The sequence below is a fragment of the Pedobacter miscanthi genome, assembly GCF_032678605.1.
GTDB classification, from domain to species: domain Bacteria; phylum Bacteroidota; class Bacteroidia; order Sphingobacteriales; family Sphingobacteriaceae; genus Pedobacter; species Pedobacter miscanthi_A.
Genome location: NZ_JAVTSU010000004.1, coordinates 292,765 through 314,267, shown reverse-complemented (window position 1 = coordinate 314,267; position 21,503 = coordinate 292,765). Strand labels below are relative to the sequence as shown.

Below are 21,503 nucleotides of genomic sequence, written 5' to 3'. Positions count from 1 at the left end.
TTTTTTATGGATATACTTGTTAACAAGATTGCTTCGTCGTTTCTCCCCGCAATGAGGATCTTAAGGAATAAAACTTTCTGCTTTTTCCAGAACAACCTTTAACCCAGCAGGATTTTTACCGCCTGCTGTAGCGTAAAATGGCTGTCCACCTCCACCACCCTGAATTTCTTTACCCAATTCGCGAACGATGTTTGATGCATTTAATCCTTTTTTAACCAGGTGATCAGCAAGCATTACGGTTATGCCCGGTTTACCCTCAATTTCTGTTGTAAAAACTAAGAAAAGGTTATCAATCATATCTTTTAAAGAGAAAGCCAGGTTTTTAACCGCATCAGCACTTTGCAAATCGATATGTTTGGCAATCAGATTAACTCCGTTGATTCCTCTTACATGGTGTACAATTTCATGTTTTAAGGTATTTACACGTTCTAATGTCGATTTTTCAATTTCCTTTTTCAGTTTTGCATTTTCATCCAGTAAAGCCTGAACAGATGCCGATAAATCTTTGCTTCCGTTTAATAACGCTTTCAAATGACCAAGTTCTTTTCGCTGACCTAAGAAATATTGTTCGGCTTTATCAGCTGTGATCGCTTCGATACGGCGAACGCCAGCTGCTACTGCACTTTCTGAAATAATTTTGAAAGAACCAATCTGTCCGGTTGCTTTTACGTGTGTACCACCGCAAAGCTCTTTCGAGAAATGATCGTCAAAAGTAATCATACGTACAAAATCACCATATTTTTCGCCAAATAAAGCTGTTACACCACTTTCAATAGCATCTTGATAAGGAACATTTCTTTGTTCTTTTAACTTGATGTTCTGACGGATTTTTTGGTTCACAATTACTTCAATCTGCGCCAATTCTTCATCAGTTACCTTAGCAAAGTGAGAAAAATCGAAACGTAAATAATCTGCATTTACCAACGAACCTTTCTGGTTTACGTGTTTACCTAAAACCTGTTTAAGGGCTGCATGCAATAAATGAGTTGCCGAGTGATTATCTTCTGTTAAAACACGTTTATCCTCATCTACAACCGCCCAGAATTTACCTTCCAAATGATCAGGCAATATATCAGCAAAATGAACCGTTAGTCCATTTTCTTTTTTGGTATCGGTAATATCTACCCAAAATTGACGACTGTGGTCTTCTAAACGGCCGGTATCTCCTACCTGACCACCGCTTTCTGCATAAAAAGGCGTTTGGCGTAATACAATCTGATACTGTTCTTTGCCTTTAGCTTTAACTTTACGGTATTTTAGAATCTCCGTTTCAATTTCTAAGTCATCGTAACCAACAAATTCGCTTTGATCTTCTGTATTAACCACAATCCAATCACCTGTATCGATGGCTGTTGCGGCACGGCTATCATCTTTTTGTTTTTTCAAAGCTTGCTCGTAGCCAATTAAATCAACACTCCAGCCCTTTTCTCTTGCCATTAACTCGGTTAAATCGATCGGGAAACCAAAAGTATCCGATAATTCGAAAGCGAAAGTACCCTCTACTATATTATTAGCAGCCTGGTATTTTTCAAAGCGTTGAATTCCTGTAGATAATGTCCTTAAGAAAGAAACTTCTTCTTCTAAAACTACTTTCTGAACAAAATCCTGTTGCGAAATCAATTCATCAAATACGCCTTTAAATTGCTCAGCCAATAAAGGAACCAATTGATTTAAAAACGGCTCTTTAAAATTTAAGAAAGTATAAGCGTAACGTACGGCACGGCGTAAAATCCTGCGGATTACATAACCTGCTTTGTTGTTTGATGGTAACTGGCCATCGGCAATTACAAATGAAATGGCACGGATATGATCGGCCATTACACGCATGGCAATATCTGTTTTCTCGTCAGCACCATATTTTATTCCAGATTTCTCTGCAATAAACTGGATCATCGGCTGGAAAACATCGGTATCATAATTCGAAGTTTTTTCCTGTAAAACACGTACCAAACGCTCGAAACCCATACCTGTATCAACGTGTTTAGCTGGTAAACTTTGCAAAGAACCATTTTTTAAACGGTTAAACTGCATAAATACATTATTCCAGATCTCGATTACCTGAGGATGATCTGCATTTACCAATGTAGCACCATCAACTAAAGCTTTTTCTTCATCAGTACGGCAATCCACGTGGATTTCAGAACATGGTCCGCATGGCCCGGTATCGCCCATTTCCCAGAAATTATCTTTTTTGTTTCCTGGTAAAATATGGCTTTCATCTACATATTGTTTCCAAAGGTCGTAAGCTTCCTGATCTTTTTCCAAACCTTCTTTCTCATCACCTTCGAAATAGGTTACATATAATTTTTCTTTCGGGATTTTATAAACCTCGGTTAATAATTCCCAACTCCATGCAATGGCTTCTTTTTTAAAGTAATCGCCAAAACTCCAATTGCCCAGCATTTCGAACATGGTGTGGTGATAAGTATCAATTCCCACTTCTTCGAGGTCATTATGTTTGCCCGAAACACGTAAACAACGTTGTGTATCAGTAACACGAGAATATTTTATGGCGGCTTCTCCTAAAAACAGATCTTTAAATTGGTTCATACCCGCATTGGTAAACATCAGGGTTGGGTCGTTTTTAACCACAATCGGTGCTGAAGGAACAACATGATGCTGTTTCGATTCAAAAAAACTAAGGAATGCCTGTCTAATCTCTTTTGCTGTCATTTCAATATTATTGGAGGGAACAAAATTAAAATTTTATTGCGTTATTAAGGAAAAATCGAGCTACATTTGAATACTTTAATTAATCGATATAAAACACTCATAATCAAGCACAAGTTATGCCGTATAAAGAAAGAGACATTAATAAAATGTATTATACCATGGGCGAGGTGACTGAAATGTTTAATGTAAACGCATCACAAATCCGTTTTTACGAAAAAGAATTCGATATCCTTCAGCCTAAGAAAAATAAAAAAGGCAACCGTCTTTTTACTCCGGAAGATATAGAAAACCTCAAAATCATTTTCAACCTGGTTGATGAAAAAGGCTTCACTTTAAAAGGCGCAAAAGAATATCTGAAGAACAATAAATCGGATGTGAAAGAGAATCAGAAAATAATAGATTCATTAGAAAAACTAAAAGGTTTCCTGGTTAATCTGGCCGAAGAACTTTAAATAGCACAGCCTAATCATACATAATTGTAGATTTACAAATATTTCTCTTGTAGTTTTAAAAAGATATTATTAGATTAGTATCCATTAATCAACTATTGCCCTATTTTCTTTAACTGGTTTAATCTCCGCTTTATGAAAATATGGTATCTGCTGTTGATCGATTTTTCTTTCAACTATTTTTCTCTCCGGCATAATCTGCTGACTAGTTTTACACTAGCTTGTAATGGCCTGGCCATTACAAAAACTTTGTTTTCACCATCCAATCCTCCTACATATGCGGGCTAGAATCCTAATGATCGCTTTTGTGATGATGGGATTCATTGCAAATGCACAAGAAAATAACGAAACGGAAATTGATATCCGTGATATTCTGGAAAGTGTTACCGAAAGCTTGCCTGATGATTACGACATGACCGAACTGGTTGATGTGTTAATGAGGTACCGGAAACATCCTATTGACCTGAACCACACTTCGCCGGAAGAATTAAAAAGCATGGTTTTTCTATCACCACTACAAATCAGCAACTTTTTCGCTTATGTTAAAGAGAACGGACAATTTGTAGATCCGCTGGAATTACAGGGAATTGATGGATTTGATGTTAAAACGGTGCAAAATTTATTGCCTTTTGTAGCGGTAAACGTTCAGCCGGAGTATCAGCAGCTTAGTTTTAAAACGTTATTAAGTTTGGAGAAAATGACCTGATGATGCGGTATGTGCAGAGCCTAGAAAAGCAAAAAGGATTTACTGATTTGCCCGGAAACCGATATTTAGGTACTCCTGAAAGATTTCAAACCTGCTATCGCTTTAATTATAGTACCATATTATCTGCAGCCATTACATTGGATAAAGATGCTGGTGAAAAATTTATAGATAAACCTTTCGATTTTTATTCGGGCAATGTAGCTTTATTTAAATTGGGCAGAATTAAAAAACTAGTCGCCGGCGATTGTACTTTGCAATTCGGGCAAGGCTTAACCTTATGGTCGGGTTTTTCTTTTGGCAAAGGACCGGATGTAACCAGTGTAGCCAAGAAGGATTTGGGATTACGACCATATAATTCTACCAATGAATATTCATTTTTCAGAGGAGTTTCAGCAAGTGTTAATCTTTTCAAAAATATAGATATCACACCGTTTGTTTCTTTCCGGAATCTTGATGCGAGCCAGAAAACAGACAAGGAAGGAAATCTGGTACAATCAACGATTAATCAGACCGGATTACACCGAACGCCTTCTGAAATCAAAAATAAAAACGTTTTAAAACAGCAGGTATTTGGCGCTGTACTTCAATATACTAAAAATGAATTTGGTATAGGTGCAATTGCTTATCAGAGTACCTATGGAAATGATTTTGTTGTTCAAACTGCGGCTTACGACCAATATAGTTTTACAGGTAAATCGTTAACTAACTTAGGGTTGTTTTATAATTACACCTATAAAAACATGTACCTCTACGGCGAAGCAGCCAAAAGTTCAGGTAGTGGTTTTGCCTATATTAACGGGATACTCATTAGTTTGTCAAAAGCAGTTTCTGCTGCCCTAACCTATCGCGATTATGCAAAAGATTATCATAATTTTTTTAACCAGGCCGTAGCCGAATCAAGCGAGGCTGTAAATGAAAAAGGGCTTTATGTTGGCTTAAATGTTAATCCAAATAAAAAATGGGCTTTCTCTGTATATGGTGATTATTTTCGATTCCCATGGTTGAAATACCGTGTTGATGAGCCATCAAAAGGTTATGAAGCTTTGGCTCAGGCTGTTTATACGCCAAGTAAAACATTTAAAATTTTAGCCCGCTTTAAAACAGAGCAGAAGCAACAAAATACGGATCTGGACGTACCCATAAATTTTTTAGATGATGTAAAAAAACAAGGTTACCGGCTTGAAGTAAACTGGCAGCTAAATAAAAAATGGAGTTTCCAAAACCGGGCAGAAGTTTCTCAATATAAAAAAGGTGATGCAAATAAAGAATTCGGTTACCTTATTTATCAGGACGTTGATTATTCTCCCCTGTTTTCTAAAATTACCGGAAATGTAAGGTTTGCCTATTTCAACACACCAAGTTACAACAGCAGGATTTACGCTTATGAAGATGATGTATTGTACAGCTTTAGCTTTGGCATGTACAGTGGAAGGGGTTTTAGAACTTATTTAAACCTGAAATACAATCTGGCTAAAAAATTAAATATCTGGATGCGCTATGGCTTGTTTATCTATAAAGATGTAGAAACAGTAGGCACTTATCTGGATGAAATTAAAGGCAATAAAAAATCAGAGGTTAAAGTTCAGGTGCGTTACCAATTTTAAACCATGTTTAAAGCCGAATACGTTTTTGCAAGGATTCTGTTTCCATTTATATTGGGGATAGGCATTTTCTATTTCTTTCCGTCAAAAGCATTTTTATTGTTTCTTTCTATTACCCTTTTGCTAAACTTTTCATGTATCCTAACCCTAAATATTATTTATAAAAAACTAAATGCCTATCGCCATAAAGGAACAATTGGTCTTTTACTTTTCACATTTTTCTTCAATCTTGGCGGTCTATTTTGTTTGCTGAACAATGAAACACTTAAAAGCGATTATTTTGCAAACAAACCAAATACTTCCTTAAAACTTTTGGTAAAAGATGAGCCTCAACTTAGCAGCAATATATTGCGTTTTAAAACCAGGGTAATTTCTGGTTATCAAAAAGATAAACAAATCAGGCTGTCCGGTCAACTGCTGGTTGCGTTAAGATTGGATAGCCTAAAACCGATTCAATTAAAATATGGCGACGAAATTCTAATCTCGGTAAAATACACGGAAATAGAACCACCTTATAATCCGGCAGAATTCGATTTTAAAGCCTGGCTTTCTCATCAGAACATTTATCATCAAACTTTTATTGATCAGGAACATATCATTAAAACCAATCATAATGTTGGTAATCCAATTATAAAGCAAGCCTTAAGATTAAGAGAGAAGCAGGTACAAAAATACCGCAAACTGATTAAAAGTAACGAAGCTTTTGCGGTGGCTTCCACCCTAATCCTGGGTTATCGGGCCGATTTAAGCAAAGAAACCTTATCGGCATACAGTAAAACAGGAACAATACACGCCTTATCGGTATCGGGCGCGCATGTGGCCATTATTTATGTAGTATTGGATTTTCTGTTGATGTTTTTGAACAGAAATCGCACTTTAAAAATTGTAAAACTAATCTCAATATGTTCGCTAATATGGGGATATGCGCTATTAACAGGTTTATCTCCTTCTGTTGTCCGTTCCGCAATTATGATCAGTATTTTAATTACGGCTAAGGTTTTATCTAAAAACACTAACAGTTATAATATTTTGGCTTTTTCAGCACTTTGCCAGTTAATTTACGATCCATTTTTGATTTGGGATGTGGGATTTCAACTCTCCTACCTTGCTGTTTTCGGATTAATTTATCTCCAGCCAAAAATTTATAACACAGTCTATATTAAAAACCAATGGATGGATAAGTTATGGGGTTTTATTGCCATGTCTCTGGCTGCTCAAATTGTTACCTTTCCTTTAAGTATCTATTATTTCCATCAGTTTCCGCTTTATTTTCTTTTCGGAAATCTTTTTATCAGCTTACCATTGGTATTGATGATGTATTTGGGGATTGCAGTTTTGGTTCCATGGCTTAGTTTTTTAGCACCAATTTTCGAATGGCTCATCAACTTTACCAATTTTGTATTAAAATGGATTGCAGATTTACCCTATGCCACTTTTTCATCAATATGGATTAACCTGCCCGAATTTACTTTATTGAGTTTTGCACTTGGGTTATTTGTCTATGGTCTGGCAAATTTTAACAAACGTTTTATATTTTCTTCGCTGCTTGTTTTTACCTGTTATCAGGTATTAATTGCATATAACGACATAAATGCTTACCATCAGCAAAAAATAATTTTCTTCTCCTTAAGGAAAAACTATGCTGCTGCATTTATTACCGGAAAAGAAAGTATCCTGGTTACCGATTTAAAGGTAACCGATAAAAATTACGATTTCTTTATAAAACCGGCACTTAACCAATTACAGGTAGATAGCGTCTGTTTTGTGGATTTAGGGCAAGACACTGTGCTACATAACTTTGTTTTGAAGAATCATCAGCTAATTTTTCATGACTATAAAATATTAATCGCCGATAAACGCTTAAATTATAAAAAGCTACAGGGGAATGGTATTTTCTCCAGTCTCTGGATCAGCGGCAATGCCAGATTTGATTTAACAGACATGGCTCCTGAAATAAAATACAGAAACATGATCATTGATGCGACCAATAGAGATTATAAGATTGAGATTCTTAAAAAAACTGCAAAGAATAATCGTTTAGATTTCCATGTTTTAAAGAAAAATAAAGCATATTTGGTGCAACTAACTCAATAACATGGAAAATCTGGTTTTATACCAAGTTGCAGAAAGAATTGCAACGATAACCATTAACCGGCCTGAAAAAAGAAATGCCTTAAATCCCCAACTTATATCAGCATTAACTGCAGCATTTATCCGAGCTTCAGAGGAAGACCGGGTTAAGGTAGTGATATTAAATGCCAATGGCGATTCATTTAGCGCTGGCGCAGATTTAGGATATCTGCAACAGTTACAGCACAATACATTTGAAGAAAATGTTGCTGATTCAAATCATCTAAAAAAACTTTTTACCAGTATTTATTATTTGCCAAAAGTGGTTATTGCACAGGTAGAAGGTCATGCCATTGCCGGCGGTTGTGGCTTAGCAACCATTTGTGATATTGTTTTTGCAACTCCTGAAAGTAATTTCGGTTATACAGAAGTTAAAATCGGCTTTGTGCCTGCAATTGTTTCCTGTTTTCTAAAACAGAAGGTAAGTGAATCGGTTGCTAAAGAAATCCTGTTAACGGGAAAAACCTTCTCTGCAGATCAGGCGCTGAAATATAATTTAATAAATTTTGTAACAAATTCATCCGAAATTCATCAAAATGTAAGAGAATTTGCATTAAGTTTGTGTAACGGGAGTTCTGGTAATTCGTTAATGATTACTAAACAATTGATTACGCAGACGACCAATCCATTGCTGGAAAAATGCCTGGAAACTGCGGTACAGATTAATGCCCGTGTACGGGAGAGTGAGGATTTTAAAAAAGGAATTTCTTCATTTTTAAACAAAGAAAAAATTAACTGGTAAATAACTAAACTGAAATAAAAAACATGTTAAAATCAATCAAAACAAGCGTTGTTGCTTTAATCTTAGTAAGTAGCGCCATTATCGCCCATGCACAAAAGAAAATAGCTGAAGGTACCATTACCTATGGCTTGGCTTATAAATTAACTGAAGAACAAAAAGCTGCAATGGGCGGACAAGAACCACCTGCAGAATTGAAAGTAAAATTTAACAACGGTTTAACCAAAATCGAAATGGAACAAGGTCCTGCTTTAATTGGTATCGTTTCTGATAACAATGAAAAAACAGGTTTGCTTTTAATCGATGTACCAGTTGCCCAAAAACAATTTGCGGTTAAGCAAACTAAAGCTGATATAGAAAAAGCAATGGGTGCTATCCCTAAATATTCTGATTTTAAAGCTACCGGTGAAAAACAGACTATCGGTGGTTTCAGTGCAGAAAAATATTCTTATAAAGATGATAAAGGTACTGCACTTGAATTGTGGGCGACTAAAGATATTGAATTACCAAACGTAGGTTCTCAAAATTATTTCCCTGGTTTAGCTGCTTTCCCTGTAAAATATACGTTGGTTCAAAGAGGTGTAGAAACTACTACCACATTAAAATCAGTTGCAGAAGGTAAAGTTGGTGCAATTTCGAAAGAAGTTCCGGCAGGTTACGAAGTAGTAACGATGGAAGATTTAGCAAAAATGCAAGGCGGTGGTGAATAATTAACCAATTCCTGTTAATTAACGGCTTTTTAACTTTCGGCTTTTTATTTAAATTAGCCAAAAAGTTAAAAAGCTTTTTTTATGCCCAAAAATATATATGATTAAAAATTTATTACTCAGATTATCAATTACCTGCATGGCATTATGCACGTTAATTGATGCAAAAGCCCAAAGCATTAACTGGGCAAAAGATGGTAGCTCTTATTACCAGATAGCAAGTGGAGAAATTATTTCAGTTACCCTCCCAAAAAACGACAAAAAAATAATTGTATCGAGGGCATTGTTAACGCCCGCCGGAAAAGATAATGCGATTGCTGTAAGAAGTTTTCAGTTATCTGATGATGGCACAAAAGCATTAATTTATACCAACAGTAAAAAAGTTTGGCGTTACGATACACGTGGTGATTATTGGCTAGCTGATTTAACGGCAAATAAAATTACCCAGATCGGGAAAGATAAACCGGCATCATCTTTAATGTTTGCAAAATTATCACCTGATGGAAGTAAAGTGGCTTATGTAAGCAAGCATAATCTTTATGTAGAAAATATCGATGGATCGGGTAGCAAAGCCTTAACAACCGACGGTACAGACCGGATGATTAATGGTACTTTTGATTGGGTTTATGAAGAAGAGTTCGATTGCCGCGATGGTTTTAGATGGAGCCCTGACGGGAAATCTATCGCTTATTGGCAAATTGATGCAACGAAGATCAAAAACTTTTTGATGATCAACAATACCGATTCTATTTATCCTTATACCATCCCGGTAGAATATCCGAAAGTTGGGGAGAATCCTTCAGTTTGTAAAGTTGGTGTAGTTGATATTGCTACAGCCAAAACAAACTGGTTAAATGTTCCGGGCGATAATATCCAGCATTATATTCCACGTATGCAGTGGGTACCAAACAGCAATAATATTATTTTGCAGCAGCTTAACCGCGAGCAAAACGAAAGTAAAGTATTTATCTGCAATGCAGCCACAGGAGATGCAAAAGCCATTTATACGGAAAAAGCAAAAGCCTGGATCGATCCACAGGACGAATGGAAGTGGTTAAACGATAATAAGGAGTTTACTATTGTATCAGACAAAGATGGCTGGAACCACGTATACAGAATCAGTTTAGACGGGAAAAAAGAAACTTTGGTTACAAAAGGCAATTACGATGTAATTGATGTGAAATTGATCGACGTTAAAAACAATACGGTTTATTTTCTTGCATCGCCAACAAATGCCACCCAAAAATATCTTTTTAAAACCAAGTTAGATGGAAAAGGTAAATTAGAACAGGTTTCTCCCTCTATCCTGCCGGGAACGCATAATTACGACATATCTCCAAGCGCATCATTTGCCCGTCATACCTACAACAGTTCTATCGTAAGGCCTATTACCGAGTGGATGAATTTTACGACAGGAAATCCACTAACCATGGATGGAAGTGTTACCACGCAGTTATCAAAACAAGAAGCTGCCAAAAACAAGGTCGAGTTTTTTAAGGTAACTACCGAAGATGGTATTGAAATGGATGGATGGATGAAAAAACCTGACAACTTTAATCCTGCTAAAAAATATCCTGTTGTATTTTATGTTTACGGCGAACCTGCATCACAAACAGCATCAGACACTTATGGTGCCGGAAGAAATTTCTTATACAATGGCGATATGGCTAAAGATGGTTATATCTACATTTCAATGGATAACAGAGGCGCACCTGTACCAAAAGGCAGTGCATGGCGTAAAAGCATTTACAAAAACATTGGCGTAATCAATATCCGCGATCAGGCCATGGCTGCTAAAAAATTACTGGCTACCAGCGCTTTTATGGATAAAGACCGTGTTGCTGTTTGGGGCTGGAGTGGTGGCGGTTCATCTACCTTAAACCTGATGTTCCAATATCCTGAAATTTACAAAACAGGTATTGCTATTGCAGCAGTAGGCAACCAGTTAACTTACGATAATGTTTATCAGGAACGTTATATGGGTACGCCTTTTCCAAGTAAAGAAGCTTATGTAAAAGGCTCTCCTATTACTTACGCCAAAAACTTAAAAGGGAATTTATTGTATATCCATGGCACTGGCGATGATAATGTTCATTACCAAAATGCCGAAATGTTAATCAATGAACTGATTAAAAACAGAAAGGTTTTTCAATTGATGAGTTACCCTAACCGTACACACAGTATTTCTGAAGGCGAAGGTACAAGCGAACATCTCTCGCTAACCTATACCAAATTTTTAAAAGAAAATTGTCCTCCGGGAGCAAGATAGAAAATATTAAAAAAGCAGCTTTCGGGCTGCTTTTTTAATATAATAGGGCCTTTAGCTTATATTTCTTAAATGCCTTATATGGTCAAGGATTGACTATATTTAGTCATGAGATCTAAATAAACCTTTGAATAAGCATGGCGGTTACAATAGCTATCCCGAAGCTTAACAAAGTCCCGATTAGTACATATTCGGTTAGTTTCAGATCGTGTTTTTCTTTTAGATCGCCAAACCTGAATATCGATTTTGCCGCAAGTAAAAAACCAACGGCCTCAAAATGATTGGTAAGAATAAAGAGAAAAATCAATGTTCTTTCCAATATCCCAATGTATTTACCCGCATTTTCTAATGATTTTGGACTGTCAGGCTGATTATCCGGAATCCATTTAGCAATGATTACCTTCATTACAATCGATGTAGGCATGGTTAAAAACAAGGCACCTGAAATGAATATCCAGGTATGCGGATCATTTAAAAAACCAATATCCAGGCTTCCTTTATAGAAAAAATGCCACACGGCCACAATCGAACTAAAATGTAAAACCTGATCAACAAAAAATAGTATCCGGGCATTTTTATGGGTTTGAAAGATCGATTTTAACGCATCGATAACAAAATGGATGATACCTATTGTTAAAGCCGTTTTCCAAACATCAAAACTTAAAAAAATAACAAATATCAAAACCACATGTATCACTACATGCAAATAGAGTTTAGCTGATTTTAATTTCTTTCTTCCCTTATCTTTTACCCAGGCATTTGGCTGTAAAAAAAAATCACCGATTAAGTGGGCAATAATTAGCTTGATTAAATAGATATCCATTATTTCAAAATCGTTTGGTTCAATTTTTTACGGTAAAGCCTGTCCATTTCCATTATTTCAGTATAATGCGCACGTTTTAGTGCCTCGCTTACAGAAGATTGTGTTCTGCCTGAAAGAGCTGCAAGTTCGCTTTGTAACAGATTTTCATTTTCGAGCGCAAGTTTTACCATTTCTGCAGCCACTACACCCCAGCTATCCATGGCAATTAAAGACAGTTTTATTACCACATTAATTTCCTCATCAAAATCAGGATAATCTGTTTTAATTGCCAAATTGGTTTTAGCCTGTTTTAAACTATCAAAGGCTGCCCCCGAGTTAATAAATGCATCTCCACTTGATTCAGAAAGCTTTTTCCGTTTGTTTTTTATCCCACCAATACCAATGCCCATCCTAACATCAGCAGGTTTATTTACCCTTATACATGCTTTTAAATAAGCTGCAACCTTAATTGCATTTTCCGGCTCAACCTCAACCTGAAAACTATCCCCCCGAAAAATTTCCCACTTCCCATGTTGGCCTGAAATTGCTTTTAATGCAGTTTTTAAGCTCAATAACCAACTGTCTTTAATCTTTCGCGAACCTACAATATCACCTGTTATAATAGAAATCATAATACAATATCGAACTTATTATCCATATTACAAAACTAATATCGGCTAATTAGCCGATATTTCGTTTTATCGGGTAATTAGCCGATAATTTAAAATATCGGGTAAATGCCCGATATTGATTTAAAACTAATCCATAAATTTATTGTTTAGTAGCTATGGCATTGATCGAATTTACCAAAAGAGGGATTTACTGTAAGCAGGGCGATTTTTATGTAGACCCCTGGTGGCCTGTAGATTATGCCGTAACCACGCATGGGCACAGCGATCACGTAAGGTTTGGAAACAAATATTACCTTTGCCATACCTTAACGAAGCCAATCATCAAACGCAGGATTAGTGATGATTTAAACGTTGAAACACTTGAGTACGGCGAAAGCATCATCCGCAACGGTGTAAATATTTCGTTTTTTCCTGCCGGACATATTATTGGCTCCGCACAGGTACGTTTGGAATATAAAGGTGAAGTTTGTGTCATTTCAGGCGATTATAAAATCGAAGATGATGGCATTACTACGCCTTTCGAGCCTGTAAAGTGCCATTCATTTGTTTCAGAAAGTACTTTTGGCCTGCCCGTTTACAAATGGCAAAAACAGGAAACTGTTTTTAACGGGATCAGGAGTTGGGTAAACGATAATATCAATCAACAGAAAACCAGCGTACTAATAGCCTATAGTTTGGGTAAAGCGCAACGTTTAATTAAAAACCTTGCCGGTGATATTCCCATCTATGTACATAACAGCATTGCCAACCTAAATGAAGTGATTATAGAAGCCGGCGTAAACCTTCCCAAAACCATTAGGATTACTCCCGAAACCACTAAAGATGAATTGCAGAAAGGAATTGTAATTGTACCGCCTGCGATGCGCGATAGCCGCTGGATCAAAAATTTATCCCATCCGGTTACGGGTATCTGTTCTGGCTGGATGCAGGTCCGCGCGCACCGCCGCTGGCAAAGTGCCGATGCCGGTTTTGCGCTGAGCGACCACGCCGATTGGCCAGGTTTAATGGAAGCCATTACCGCAACAGGTGCCGAAAAAGTTTATGTTACCCATGGTTTTACAGCCGCTTTTAGCCGTTTTCTAAATGATGAAGGTATAGAAGCTGCCGAAGTGCTAACCAAATTTGGCCAGGAAGATGATGAAGAAAACAAGGTGGATTTAGCTGAGCAAAACGAAAATAAATAACCATGAAACGTTTTGCAAAACTGATCCAGCAGCTCGAACTGAGCAATAAAACCAACGATAAAATTGCAGCTTTGGTTGATTATTTTAACCATGCCGACGATAAAGACAAAGTATGGGTGATTGCTTTATTTACAGGTAAAAAACCTAAACGACCGATTAAATCAGCTTTGCTAAAATATTGGGCGATAGACATTACCGAAACTCCTGAATGGTTGTTTGCAGAAAGCTATTCGAATGTTGGCGATTTAAGCGAAACCATAGCATTATTATTGCCTACTGCAGAAAACACATCAGATTTTCAATTGCACAAATGGATTGAAGACCTCCACGATCTGGAAGGTAAAAACGATGAAACCAAAAAAGATTTCATTTTAAATGCCTGGAATAAACTTGAAAACCAGGAGCGTTTTATTTTTAATAAACTAATCTCCGGAAATTTCAGGATAGGTGTTTCCAATAAAATGCTGGTTAATGCGCTGGCTAAACAAAGCAGTTTAGATAGTGCTCAGGTTATGCATAGCATTATGGGTAAATGGGATCCTTACGAAATCACTTTCCATGAACTGATTAACGGCATTCATGTAAATACCGATAACTCCTGGCCTTACCCCTTTTGCCTTGCTTATGCTTTAGAACAGGAACCCGAAAAACTTGGAGATATTTCAGAATGGCAGGCGGAGTGGAAATGGGATGGCATCCGCGGGCAAATTGTAAAACGCAACGGGGAACTTTTTATCTGGAGCAGAGGAGAAGAACTGGTTACTGAACAGTTTCCTGAATTGCATTTCATGATTGACGTTTTACCTGATGGCGTGGTTCTGGATGGAGAGATATTGGCAGTACAGGATAAACAGGTTTTATCATTTAGCACGCTACAACAGCGGTTAAACCGCAAAACAATCAATAAAAAACAGCTGGAAGATGCACCCATTGGCTTTTTTGTTTATGATATCCTGGAATATGAAACAAAAGATTTCAGGGAAGAACCTTTAAATGTAAGACGAAAAATACTGGAGCAACTAATTGGCAACCTGGACGAAAGCCCGGTAATTATTTCCCCTGTAATTAATTGCAATACATGGGAAGAACTAGCCGAATTAAGACAAACTTCGCGGTCGATTAACAGCGAAGGCATTATGCTTAAAAAACTGAGTTCGCATTACCATAGTGGCAGAAAACGCGGCGACTGGTGGAAATGGAAAATTAATCCGTACACTGTTGATGCAGTGATGATTTATGCACAAAAAGGAAGCGGTAGAAGAGCCAATTTCTTTACCGATTATACATTTGCTGTTCGCGATGGAAAAAACCTGGTTACGATTGCAAAAGCCTATTCGGGTTTAACAGATAAAGAAATTAAGGAAGTAAATAGCTTTGTAACCCGAAACGCGATCGAAAAATTTGGCCCGGTACGCACGGTAAAACCCGAACTGGTTTTCGAAATTGCCTTTGAAGGAATTGCCGAAAGCAAACGCCATAAAGCAGGTTTAGCTTTGCGTTTTCCGCGTATATTGCGGTGGAGAAAGGATAAAAAAGCCGATGAGATTAACACTTTGGAAGATCTGAGGCAGTTGCTGCAATCTACTTTGTAATGCGCTTGTTTAAACCTCGCATGTTTAGGGAGGCAGACAGGCAAAATACGTTAAGTTTTGATAGGTTTACCTTACGATTTTAAACCCGACAGTAGTGATACCCTTTTTTGTCATCAATGGATCATGGTTACAAGGTAAATCACAAAAAAGTTAAAACGTAGGGCGGGGCTGCTGTAACCTAAGGATTACGATTATTGCTTTTCAAAAAACCAAAACTTATATATATAAAATCAATAAGGAAATACATTGAGCATGGACCAAACCAAAACCAAAGGTTATAAAAAGATAAAGGCCTGGCTTAAGGCCAATAAACGCAGGCCTTTTCAGTTTCAGGAAGATGCCTGGCAGTATTATCTTAATGGCTACAGTGGTTTGGTAAACGCGCCCACCGGTTTTGGAAAAACCTTTTCTTTATTTTTGGCAATAGTAATAGAAGCTTTAAACGCATCTGAAAACAATAATAAAAAAGCGAAAGACCGTTTACAATTAATCTGGATTACCCCACTCCGCTCCCTGGCCAAAGATATTGCAAGGGCCATGCGCGAAACCTTATTGGAACTGGAATTGGATTGGCATGTTGGTGTACGGAATGGAGATACTTCTCAGGCAGAAAAGGTACAGCAAAAGAAATCGATGCCAGAAATTTTGTTGATTACGCCAGAAAGCCTGCATTTATTACTGGCACAAAAGGGATCTTCAACCTTATTCCGAAACCTTAAATGCATTGTGGCTGATGAATGGCACGAACTTTTGGGGAGTAAGCGTGGTGTATTGGTTGAATTGGCTGTCTCGCGGATTAAAGGTTTGCAAAGGCTGGAAAAAAAACAGTTTTTAAGGATTTGGGGAATTTCGGCAACCATCGGTAATATAGATGAGGCTTTAGATGTGCTCGAACCTAATTTAGAAGCCAAACGGATTATTGTTAAGGCCGATTTAGAAAAAAAAATTATCATCAAATCGATTTTACCGGACGATATTGAAACCCTGCCCTGGGCAGGCCATTTAGGCTTAAAACTGGCCTATAAACTTTTGCCCATCATAGAGAAAAGCAAAACCACTTTAATTTTTATCAATACCCGCGGACAGTCGGAAATGTGGTACCAGCATTTGCTGAATATCGAACCCGAATTGGCCGGTCGCATTGCCATACACCACGGATCGATAGATTTTGAACTTCGCAACTGGATTGAAGATGCCCTGCACACGGGGCAGCTTAAAGCAGTTATTGCCACTTCATCGCTGGATTTAGGCGTAGATTTTAAACCTGTTGATACGGTTGTACAGGTGGGTTCGCCAAAAGGTGTAGCGAGGTTTTTGCAACGTGCAGGACGCTCTGGCCACTCCCCTCATGAAACTTCCAAAATCTATTTCCTGCCTACCCATGCGCTCGAACTTGTAGAAGCGGCAGCGATTAAGGAAGCGGCAAAAACCAACAATATAGAGAGTCGTGAGCCCTTTATCATGGTGTTTGATACCCTGGTGCAATATTTGGTTACATTGGCTATTGGTGATGGATTTGACGATAAAATTATTTACGAGGAAATTAAAAACACCCATGCTTTTAAAATGATTTTACCGGAGGAATGGACCTGGGTAATGCAGTTTATTACTTCCGGAGGCGATAGTTTAAGTGCTTACACTGAATTTAAAAAGGTAGTGAAAGATGAAGACGGGCTTTGGAAAGTAAAAAGCCGGCAACTTGCCATGCGGCATCGTTTACACATCGGTACCATTGTGAGCGATGCGATGCTGAAAGTGAAATTCATTTCTGGCGGCTACATCGGTATGGTAGAAGAATATTTTGTTACGCGTTTAAAAGCAGGCGATAATTTCCGTTTGGCCGGTCGGGTTTTAGAGTTTATCCAGGTAAAAGATATGACTGTTGTGGTAAGGGTGAGCAAACAAAAGAATGCCATCTCCCCAAGCTGGAATGGTGGGCGTTTACCGCTATCATCCAATTTAGGTTCGGTATTGCGTAAAAAATACAATGAGGCATTGGATAAAACCCATCAGGATGAGGAACTGGATTCGGTTTACCCTTTATTTCTGTTACAGGAGAAACGTTCTCATGTGCCACGAAATGATGAATTATTAATTGAGCTGATCAACAATAAAGAAGGTTTCCATTTATTTGCCTACCCTTTTGAAGGTCGTTTGGTACACGAGGTTTTAGCGGCCCTGGTAGCCTATCGACTAAGCAAATTATTACCGATCAGTTTTTCCATTGCCATGAATGATTATGGCTTCGAATTGTTAAGTGAAACGGAAATCCCAATGGATGAATCAATTGCTTATGAAGTTTTTTCACCTAAAAATTTAACGGAAGATATTACATTAAGTATTAACTCAACTGAAATGGCAAGGCGAAAATTCAGGGATATTGCCTGTATTTCAGGACTGGTTTTTCAGGGTTATCCGGGCAAATATGTGGCTAATAAACACCTCCAGTCATCTGCTGGTTTGTTTTTTAATGTTTTTAGCGATTATGACAAACATAATTTACTTTTGCGCCAGGCTTACGATGAGGTTTTTTACCAGCAATTGGAAGAGCCCCGGCTGGCGGCAGCTTTAGAGCGGATTCAGAATGGAGCGATTATCATCATGCATCCAAAAAGTTTCACACCGTTGTCTTTTCCGATCAAGGTGGATAGTTTACGTGAAAACATGAGCTCGGAGGAATTAGAACAACGCATTGCCAGAATGAAAGCAGAATCGGAGAAAATAAAATGAAACATATAAATTATTTTGAACCATATAAGGCATTTGAGTAAATATAAGTTAACCCGTTGGCAATATGCCTTATAAGTTGTTATATTTCTTAAATGGTCAGATTTTTACATATTATTAATGAACATTACTAGCCGGGGCGAAGAACTGATTTTAGATAAAGAAAGGGCTTTATTTTTACCCAAACACCAACTTTTAGCGATAAGTGATTTACATTTAGGAAAATCAGCACATTTCCGTAAAGCAGGTTTGCAGGTGCCGGCTACCATTGCCCAAACCGATTTACAGCGTTTAAGCGTATTAATTAAGCAATATAACCCCAAAACCTTGCTGATTAACGGCGATATGTTTCACCATGGCTTAAATACGGATATTGATGAGTTTGCTGAATGGAGAAAGCAATATAAGGAGCTTAATTTCTTATTGGTAAAAGGAAATCACGACCGGCTTTCTGATGCAAATTATGCCGAAATGGATATCGAAATACATGAGCCTAGTTTTTGCCTGGGGCCTTTTTGTTTTATCCATGATGCGCCAAATTGTACTGAAGAGGAGTTATACCCCATTAGCGGCCACATCCACCCCGGGGTTACTATTGTTGGGAAGGCTAAACAGCGGTTAAAATTTCCTTGTTTTTATTTCGGTAAGGAATATGCAGTATTACCAGCTTTTAGCTTGTTTACCGGGCTTTACAATATTCACCCAAAAACGAGCGAACGTATCTTTGCAGTTACGCCCAAAAGTGTAGTTGAAGTTTAAGCGTGGGCATCAATTACCTGTTTCAGTTGTGAGGCCTGTAAAACACCACTCTGTCTCCAAACCTGTACTCCGTTTTTGAAAAGAATTAAGGTGGGAACGCTCTGAACATTAAACGAAGAAGCTGCCGGCTGATTTTTATCGATATCTACTTTAATGATCGAAACTGAATCGCCTACCTGCGATTTTAACTGTTCTAAAATCGGTTTCATCATTTTACATGGACCGCACCACTCCGCAAAAAAATCTACCAGTACGGGTTTATCACCATTGATTAGTTCTGAAAATTTAGCCATGATATTTGTCTTTATTTAGAAACAAAGATTAACTGGATTGGTTTTTAACGAAAATTCGTCATTGCAAGGAGGAACGACGAAGCAATCTTCATTTAGCGTTTCTTAGAAACTTTCAATCAATAAGATTGCTTCGTCTGCTGAAAAAGCCTTCTCTCAATGACGAATATCTGAATTTAGGCACTTACTGGCAACTCTGCAGCTAAAGCAGTAACCCAGTTATCAAATAAAGCTTTTTCGATTTTGATGACTTCGGCAGCATGATTTTCCCAATCGTCAGAAAAGCTAACCAACTGGTTCATCATTTCTTCCAGGTGACCTTCTTCTTCCAGGATAATCGATTTGACGTTTACCTTGCTTTTTGCCTCATCTAAAACCGTTTGGTAAATTGGATACAATTCATCAGCACGGACTTCAATTGCATAGGTTACAAATAAATATGCAGCAAATTTTAAATCGTAACCTGACAGATTAAATACAGCTTTTAAATAACGGCAAACAGCGATATCTAAGGCATGTAAATAATATTTTGTATGGTTTGGTGAAAGTAGCTCGGCATTGGTATAAGTTTTACAGAGCGCCTCGTCTACTTTTGAAATCTGCTTTTTTAAATAATAGGCATGACGGTGTTCTTCTGCCGCGTGTTTAAGGATAATCAGGTTTACATTTTCTTTATGCTCAGAAGCCGAAATCTTTTTTGCACCTGCATTTTCCATGTAAGATAACGTATTTAACCATTTGGCATGCAATACATTATCCGAAACTATAGATTTTAAATTTGAAGCTAACATTTTTGATTGTTAAACTGGTAAATTGCTGGCCTATGCCAACTGTAAACTGTTAATTACAAACTGTAAACTGACTAAATTTCTCTGTTCAGGTCCCAGCTTTCTAAATAATCGGCTACCCTACGCACAAACATTCCACCTAATGAACCATCTACTACCCTATGATCGTAAGATAACGACAAGAACATCATATGCCTGATGGCAATTACGTCACCATGTTCGGTTTCTAAAACTGCCGGTTTCTTTTTAATGGCACCAACTGCTAAAATAGCTACCTGGGGCTGGTTGATAATCGGTGTGCCCATTACGTTTCCAAAGCTACCCACATTAGTTAAGGTAAAAGTTCCACCTTGCGTTTCATCAGGTTTTAATTTAGAATTCCTCGCCCTGGCTGCTAAATCGTTAACTGCTTTGGTTAAACCTACTAAATTTAACTGATCAGCATTTCTGATTACCGGAACAATTAAATTCCCACTTGGTAAAGCAGCAGCCATACCGATATTGATATTACCCTTTTTGATGATTTGCGTTCCATTTACCGAAACATTGATCATCGGAAAATCTTTTATTGCTTTTGCAACGGCCTCTACAAATATGGGCGTAAAGGTTATTTTTTCGTTTTCACGTTTCTCGAAACTGTTTTTTACTTTATTGCGCCATAAAACCATATTCGTAACATCGGCTTCTACAAACGAAGTTACGTGTGGCGAAGTGGTTTTACTCATTACCATATGGTCGGCTATCAGTTTACGCATCCTGTCCATTTCAATCACTTCATCCGCGCCATTTATACTGGTTGTAGATGGTTTATTTGAAGTTGCAACTTCAGGTGCAGGTACTGCTTTTGGTGCTGCCGTTTCGTTTACCGGAGGTGCAGGCGGGCTTAAGATAACCGTCTTGACTGCAATTTTTCCACCGTTTTTATTGGCGATATAGTCCAGCAGGTCGTCTTTATTTAAACGACCATCAGCGCCAGAACCTTTAACTGAATCAAGCTCTGCCAGCGAAATATTTTCCTGTGCGGCAATACTTTTCACCAACGGAGAATAAAATCGATCAGAAGCGCTAAAATCAGGCGCTACAGTTGTATTTTCAGACGGAAGTTGCGCTATACCCGGAATAGTTTCTGTTTTCTCTTCAGCAATTGGTTCTTCCGTAACAGGAACCTCAACAGTTGGAGTATTTGCTGCGCCAGTTTCAATAATGGCAATTACATCGCCCACCTGGGCAACATCACCTTCATTAAATAACCGTTTTACCAATTTACCGGCCACGGGCGAAGGAACTTCAGAATCAACCTTATCCGTAGCGATTTCCAGAACGGTTTCGTCTAAATCAATCAGATCTCCCGGTTGTTTTAGCCATTTAATCACCGTTGCTTCCGCAACACTTTCACCCATTTTTGGTAACAATAGTTCGTATTGAGCCATATTAAATTACAGTATTTTATATTGGTAA

The 21,503-nt window shown here is 37.7% G+C and carries 17 protein-coding genes; 11 read left to right on the top strand and 6 right to left on the bottom strand.

From position 1 onward, the window contains the following. Window positions 1–60: 60 nt before the first annotated feature. Window positions 61–2,673: an alanine--tRNA ligase gene (gene alaS, locus R2R28_RS08535; protein WP_316825260.1), complete on the bottom strand. Its 2,613-nt coding sequence runs from the start codon at window positions 2,671–2,673 to the stop codon at window positions 61–63. A 116-nt stretch (window positions 2,674–2,789) separates the two neighbouring features. On the opposite strand from alaS, the gene R2R28_RS08530 reads away from it, so the two are divergent. The 7 genes from R2R28_RS08530 to R2R28_RS08500 all read left to right on the top strand — a co-directional run bounded on the left by R2R28_RS08530 (window position 2,790) and on the right by R2R28_RS08500 (window position 11,274). Continuing rightward, window positions 2,790–3,125, top strand: a complete 336-nt coding sequence (locus R2R28_RS08530) for a MerR family transcriptional regulator (RefSeq protein WP_113951188.1) — start codon at window positions 2,790–2,792, stop codon at window positions 3,123–3,125. A gap of 274 nt (window positions 3,126–3,399) precedes the next feature. After that, window positions 3,400–3,828 carry a helix-hairpin-helix domain-containing protein gene (locus R2R28_RS08525; protein WP_316825259.1) on the top strand — a complete coding sequence of 143 codons (429 nt, stop codon included), beginning with the start codon at window positions 3,400–3,402 and terminating at the stop codon, window positions 3,826–3,828. Between the two features lie 47 nt (window positions 3,829–3,875). Further along, complete coding sequence (locus R2R28_RS08520) at window positions 3,876–5,432, top strand: helix-hairpin-helix domain-containing protein (RefSeq protein ID WP_316825258.1); 1,557 nt, start codon at window positions 3,876–3,878, stop codon at window positions 5,430–5,432. 3 nt (window positions 5,433–5,435) lie between these two features. Beyond that, window positions 5,436–7,523: a ComEC/Rec2 family competence protein gene (locus R2R28_RS08515; RefSeq protein ID WP_316825257.1), complete on the top strand. Its 2,088-nt coding sequence runs from the start codon at window positions 5,436–5,438 to the stop codon at window positions 7,521–7,523. A gap of 1 nt (window position 7,524) precedes the next feature. Further along, window positions 7,525–8,301 carry an enoyl-CoA hydratase/isomerase family protein gene (locus tag R2R28_RS08510; protein ID WP_316825256.1) on the top strand — a complete coding sequence of 259 codons (777 nt, stop codon included), beginning with the start codon at window positions 7,525–7,527 and terminating at the stop codon, window positions 8,299–8,301. Window positions 8,302–8,324: 23 nt separating this feature from the next. Beyond that, on the top strand, window positions 8,325–9,008 hold the full coding sequence (locus R2R28_RS08505; protein WP_316825255.1) for a DUF4412 domain-containing protein: 684 nt from the start codon (window positions 8,325–8,327) through the stop codon (window positions 9,006–9,008). A 136-nt stretch (window positions 9,009–9,144) separates the two neighbouring features. After that, window positions 9,145–11,274, top strand: coding sequence for a S9 family peptidase (locus tag R2R28_RS08500; protein ID WP_316825254.1), 2,130 nt, complete (start codon window positions 9,145–9,147; stop codon window positions 11,272–11,274). A 112-nt stretch (window positions 11,275–11,386) separates the two neighbouring features. Here the strand turns inward: R2R28_RS08500 and R2R28_RS08495 are convergent, their stop codons facing one another. Together R2R28_RS08495 and R2R28_RS08490 are read right to left on the bottom strand one after the other, a co-directional pair. After that, window positions 11,387–12,094, bottom strand: coding sequence for a DUF3307 domain-containing protein (locus R2R28_RS08495; RefSeq protein WP_316825253.1), 708 nt, complete (start codon window positions 12,092–12,094; stop codon window positions 11,387–11,389). Next, window positions 12,094–12,705, bottom strand: coding sequence for a SatD family protein (locus R2R28_RS08490; protein ID WP_316825252.1), 612 nt, complete (start codon window positions 12,703–12,705; stop codon window positions 12,094–12,096). The genes R2R28_RS08495 and R2R28_RS08490 overlap by 1 nt, the downstream gene beginning before the upstream one ends. A gap of 155 nt (window positions 12,706–12,860) precedes the next feature. Between R2R28_RS08490 and R2R28_RS08485 the strand changes: the two genes are divergently transcribed. The 4 genes from R2R28_RS08485 to pdeM all read left to right on the top strand — a co-directional run bounded on the left by R2R28_RS08485 (window position 12,861) and on the right by pdeM (window position 18,967). Continuing rightward, window positions 12,861–13,889: a ligase-associated DNA damage response exonuclease gene (locus tag R2R28_RS08485; protein WP_316825251.1), complete on the top strand. Its 1,029-nt coding sequence runs from the start codon at window positions 12,861–12,863 to the stop codon at window positions 13,887–13,889. A gap of 2 nt (window positions 13,890–13,891) precedes the next feature. Next, window positions 13,892–15,481, top strand: coding sequence for an ATP-dependent DNA ligase (locus R2R28_RS08480; RefSeq protein ID WP_316825250.1), 1,590 nt, complete (start codon window positions 13,892–13,894; stop codon window positions 15,479–15,481). Window positions 15,482–15,733: 252 nt separating this feature from the next. Beyond that, entirely contained in the window at window positions 15,734–18,211 is a 2,478-nt protein-coding gene (locus R2R28_RS08475) for a ligase-associated DNA damage response DEXH box helicase (protein ID WP_316825249.1), read from the top strand. A 117-nt stretch (window positions 18,212–18,328) separates the two neighbouring features. Further along, a complete protein-coding gene (pdeM, locus tag R2R28_RS08470; RefSeq protein ID WP_316825248.1) occupies window positions 18,329–18,967 on the top strand; it encodes a ligase-associated DNA damage response endonuclease PdeM in 639 nt (212 codons plus the stop codon). Here the strand turns inward: pdeM and trxA are convergent. The 3 genes from trxA to R2R28_RS08455 form a co-directional block, all read right to left on the bottom strand. Further along, window positions 18,964–19,260 carry a thioredoxin gene (gene trxA, locus R2R28_RS08465; protein WP_316825247.1) on the bottom strand — a complete coding sequence of 99 codons (297 nt, stop codon included), beginning with the start codon at window positions 19,258–19,260 and terminating at the stop codon, window positions 18,964–18,966. The two genes, pdeM and trxA, sit on opposite strands and share 4 nt — an antisense overlap. Before the next feature lie 173 nt (window positions 19,261–19,433). Beyond that, window positions 19,434–20,048, bottom strand: a complete 615-nt coding sequence (locus R2R28_RS08460; protein ID WP_316825246.1) for a hypothetical protein — start codon at window positions 20,046–20,048, stop codon at window positions 19,434–19,436. A 71-nt stretch (window positions 20,049–20,119) separates the two neighbouring features. After that, window positions 20,120–21,475, bottom strand: coding sequence for a dihydrolipoamide acetyltransferase family protein (locus R2R28_RS08455; RefSeq protein ID WP_316825245.1), 1,356 nt, complete (start codon window positions 21,473–21,475; stop codon window positions 20,120–20,122). Window positions 21,476–21,503: the final 28 nt, after the last annotated feature.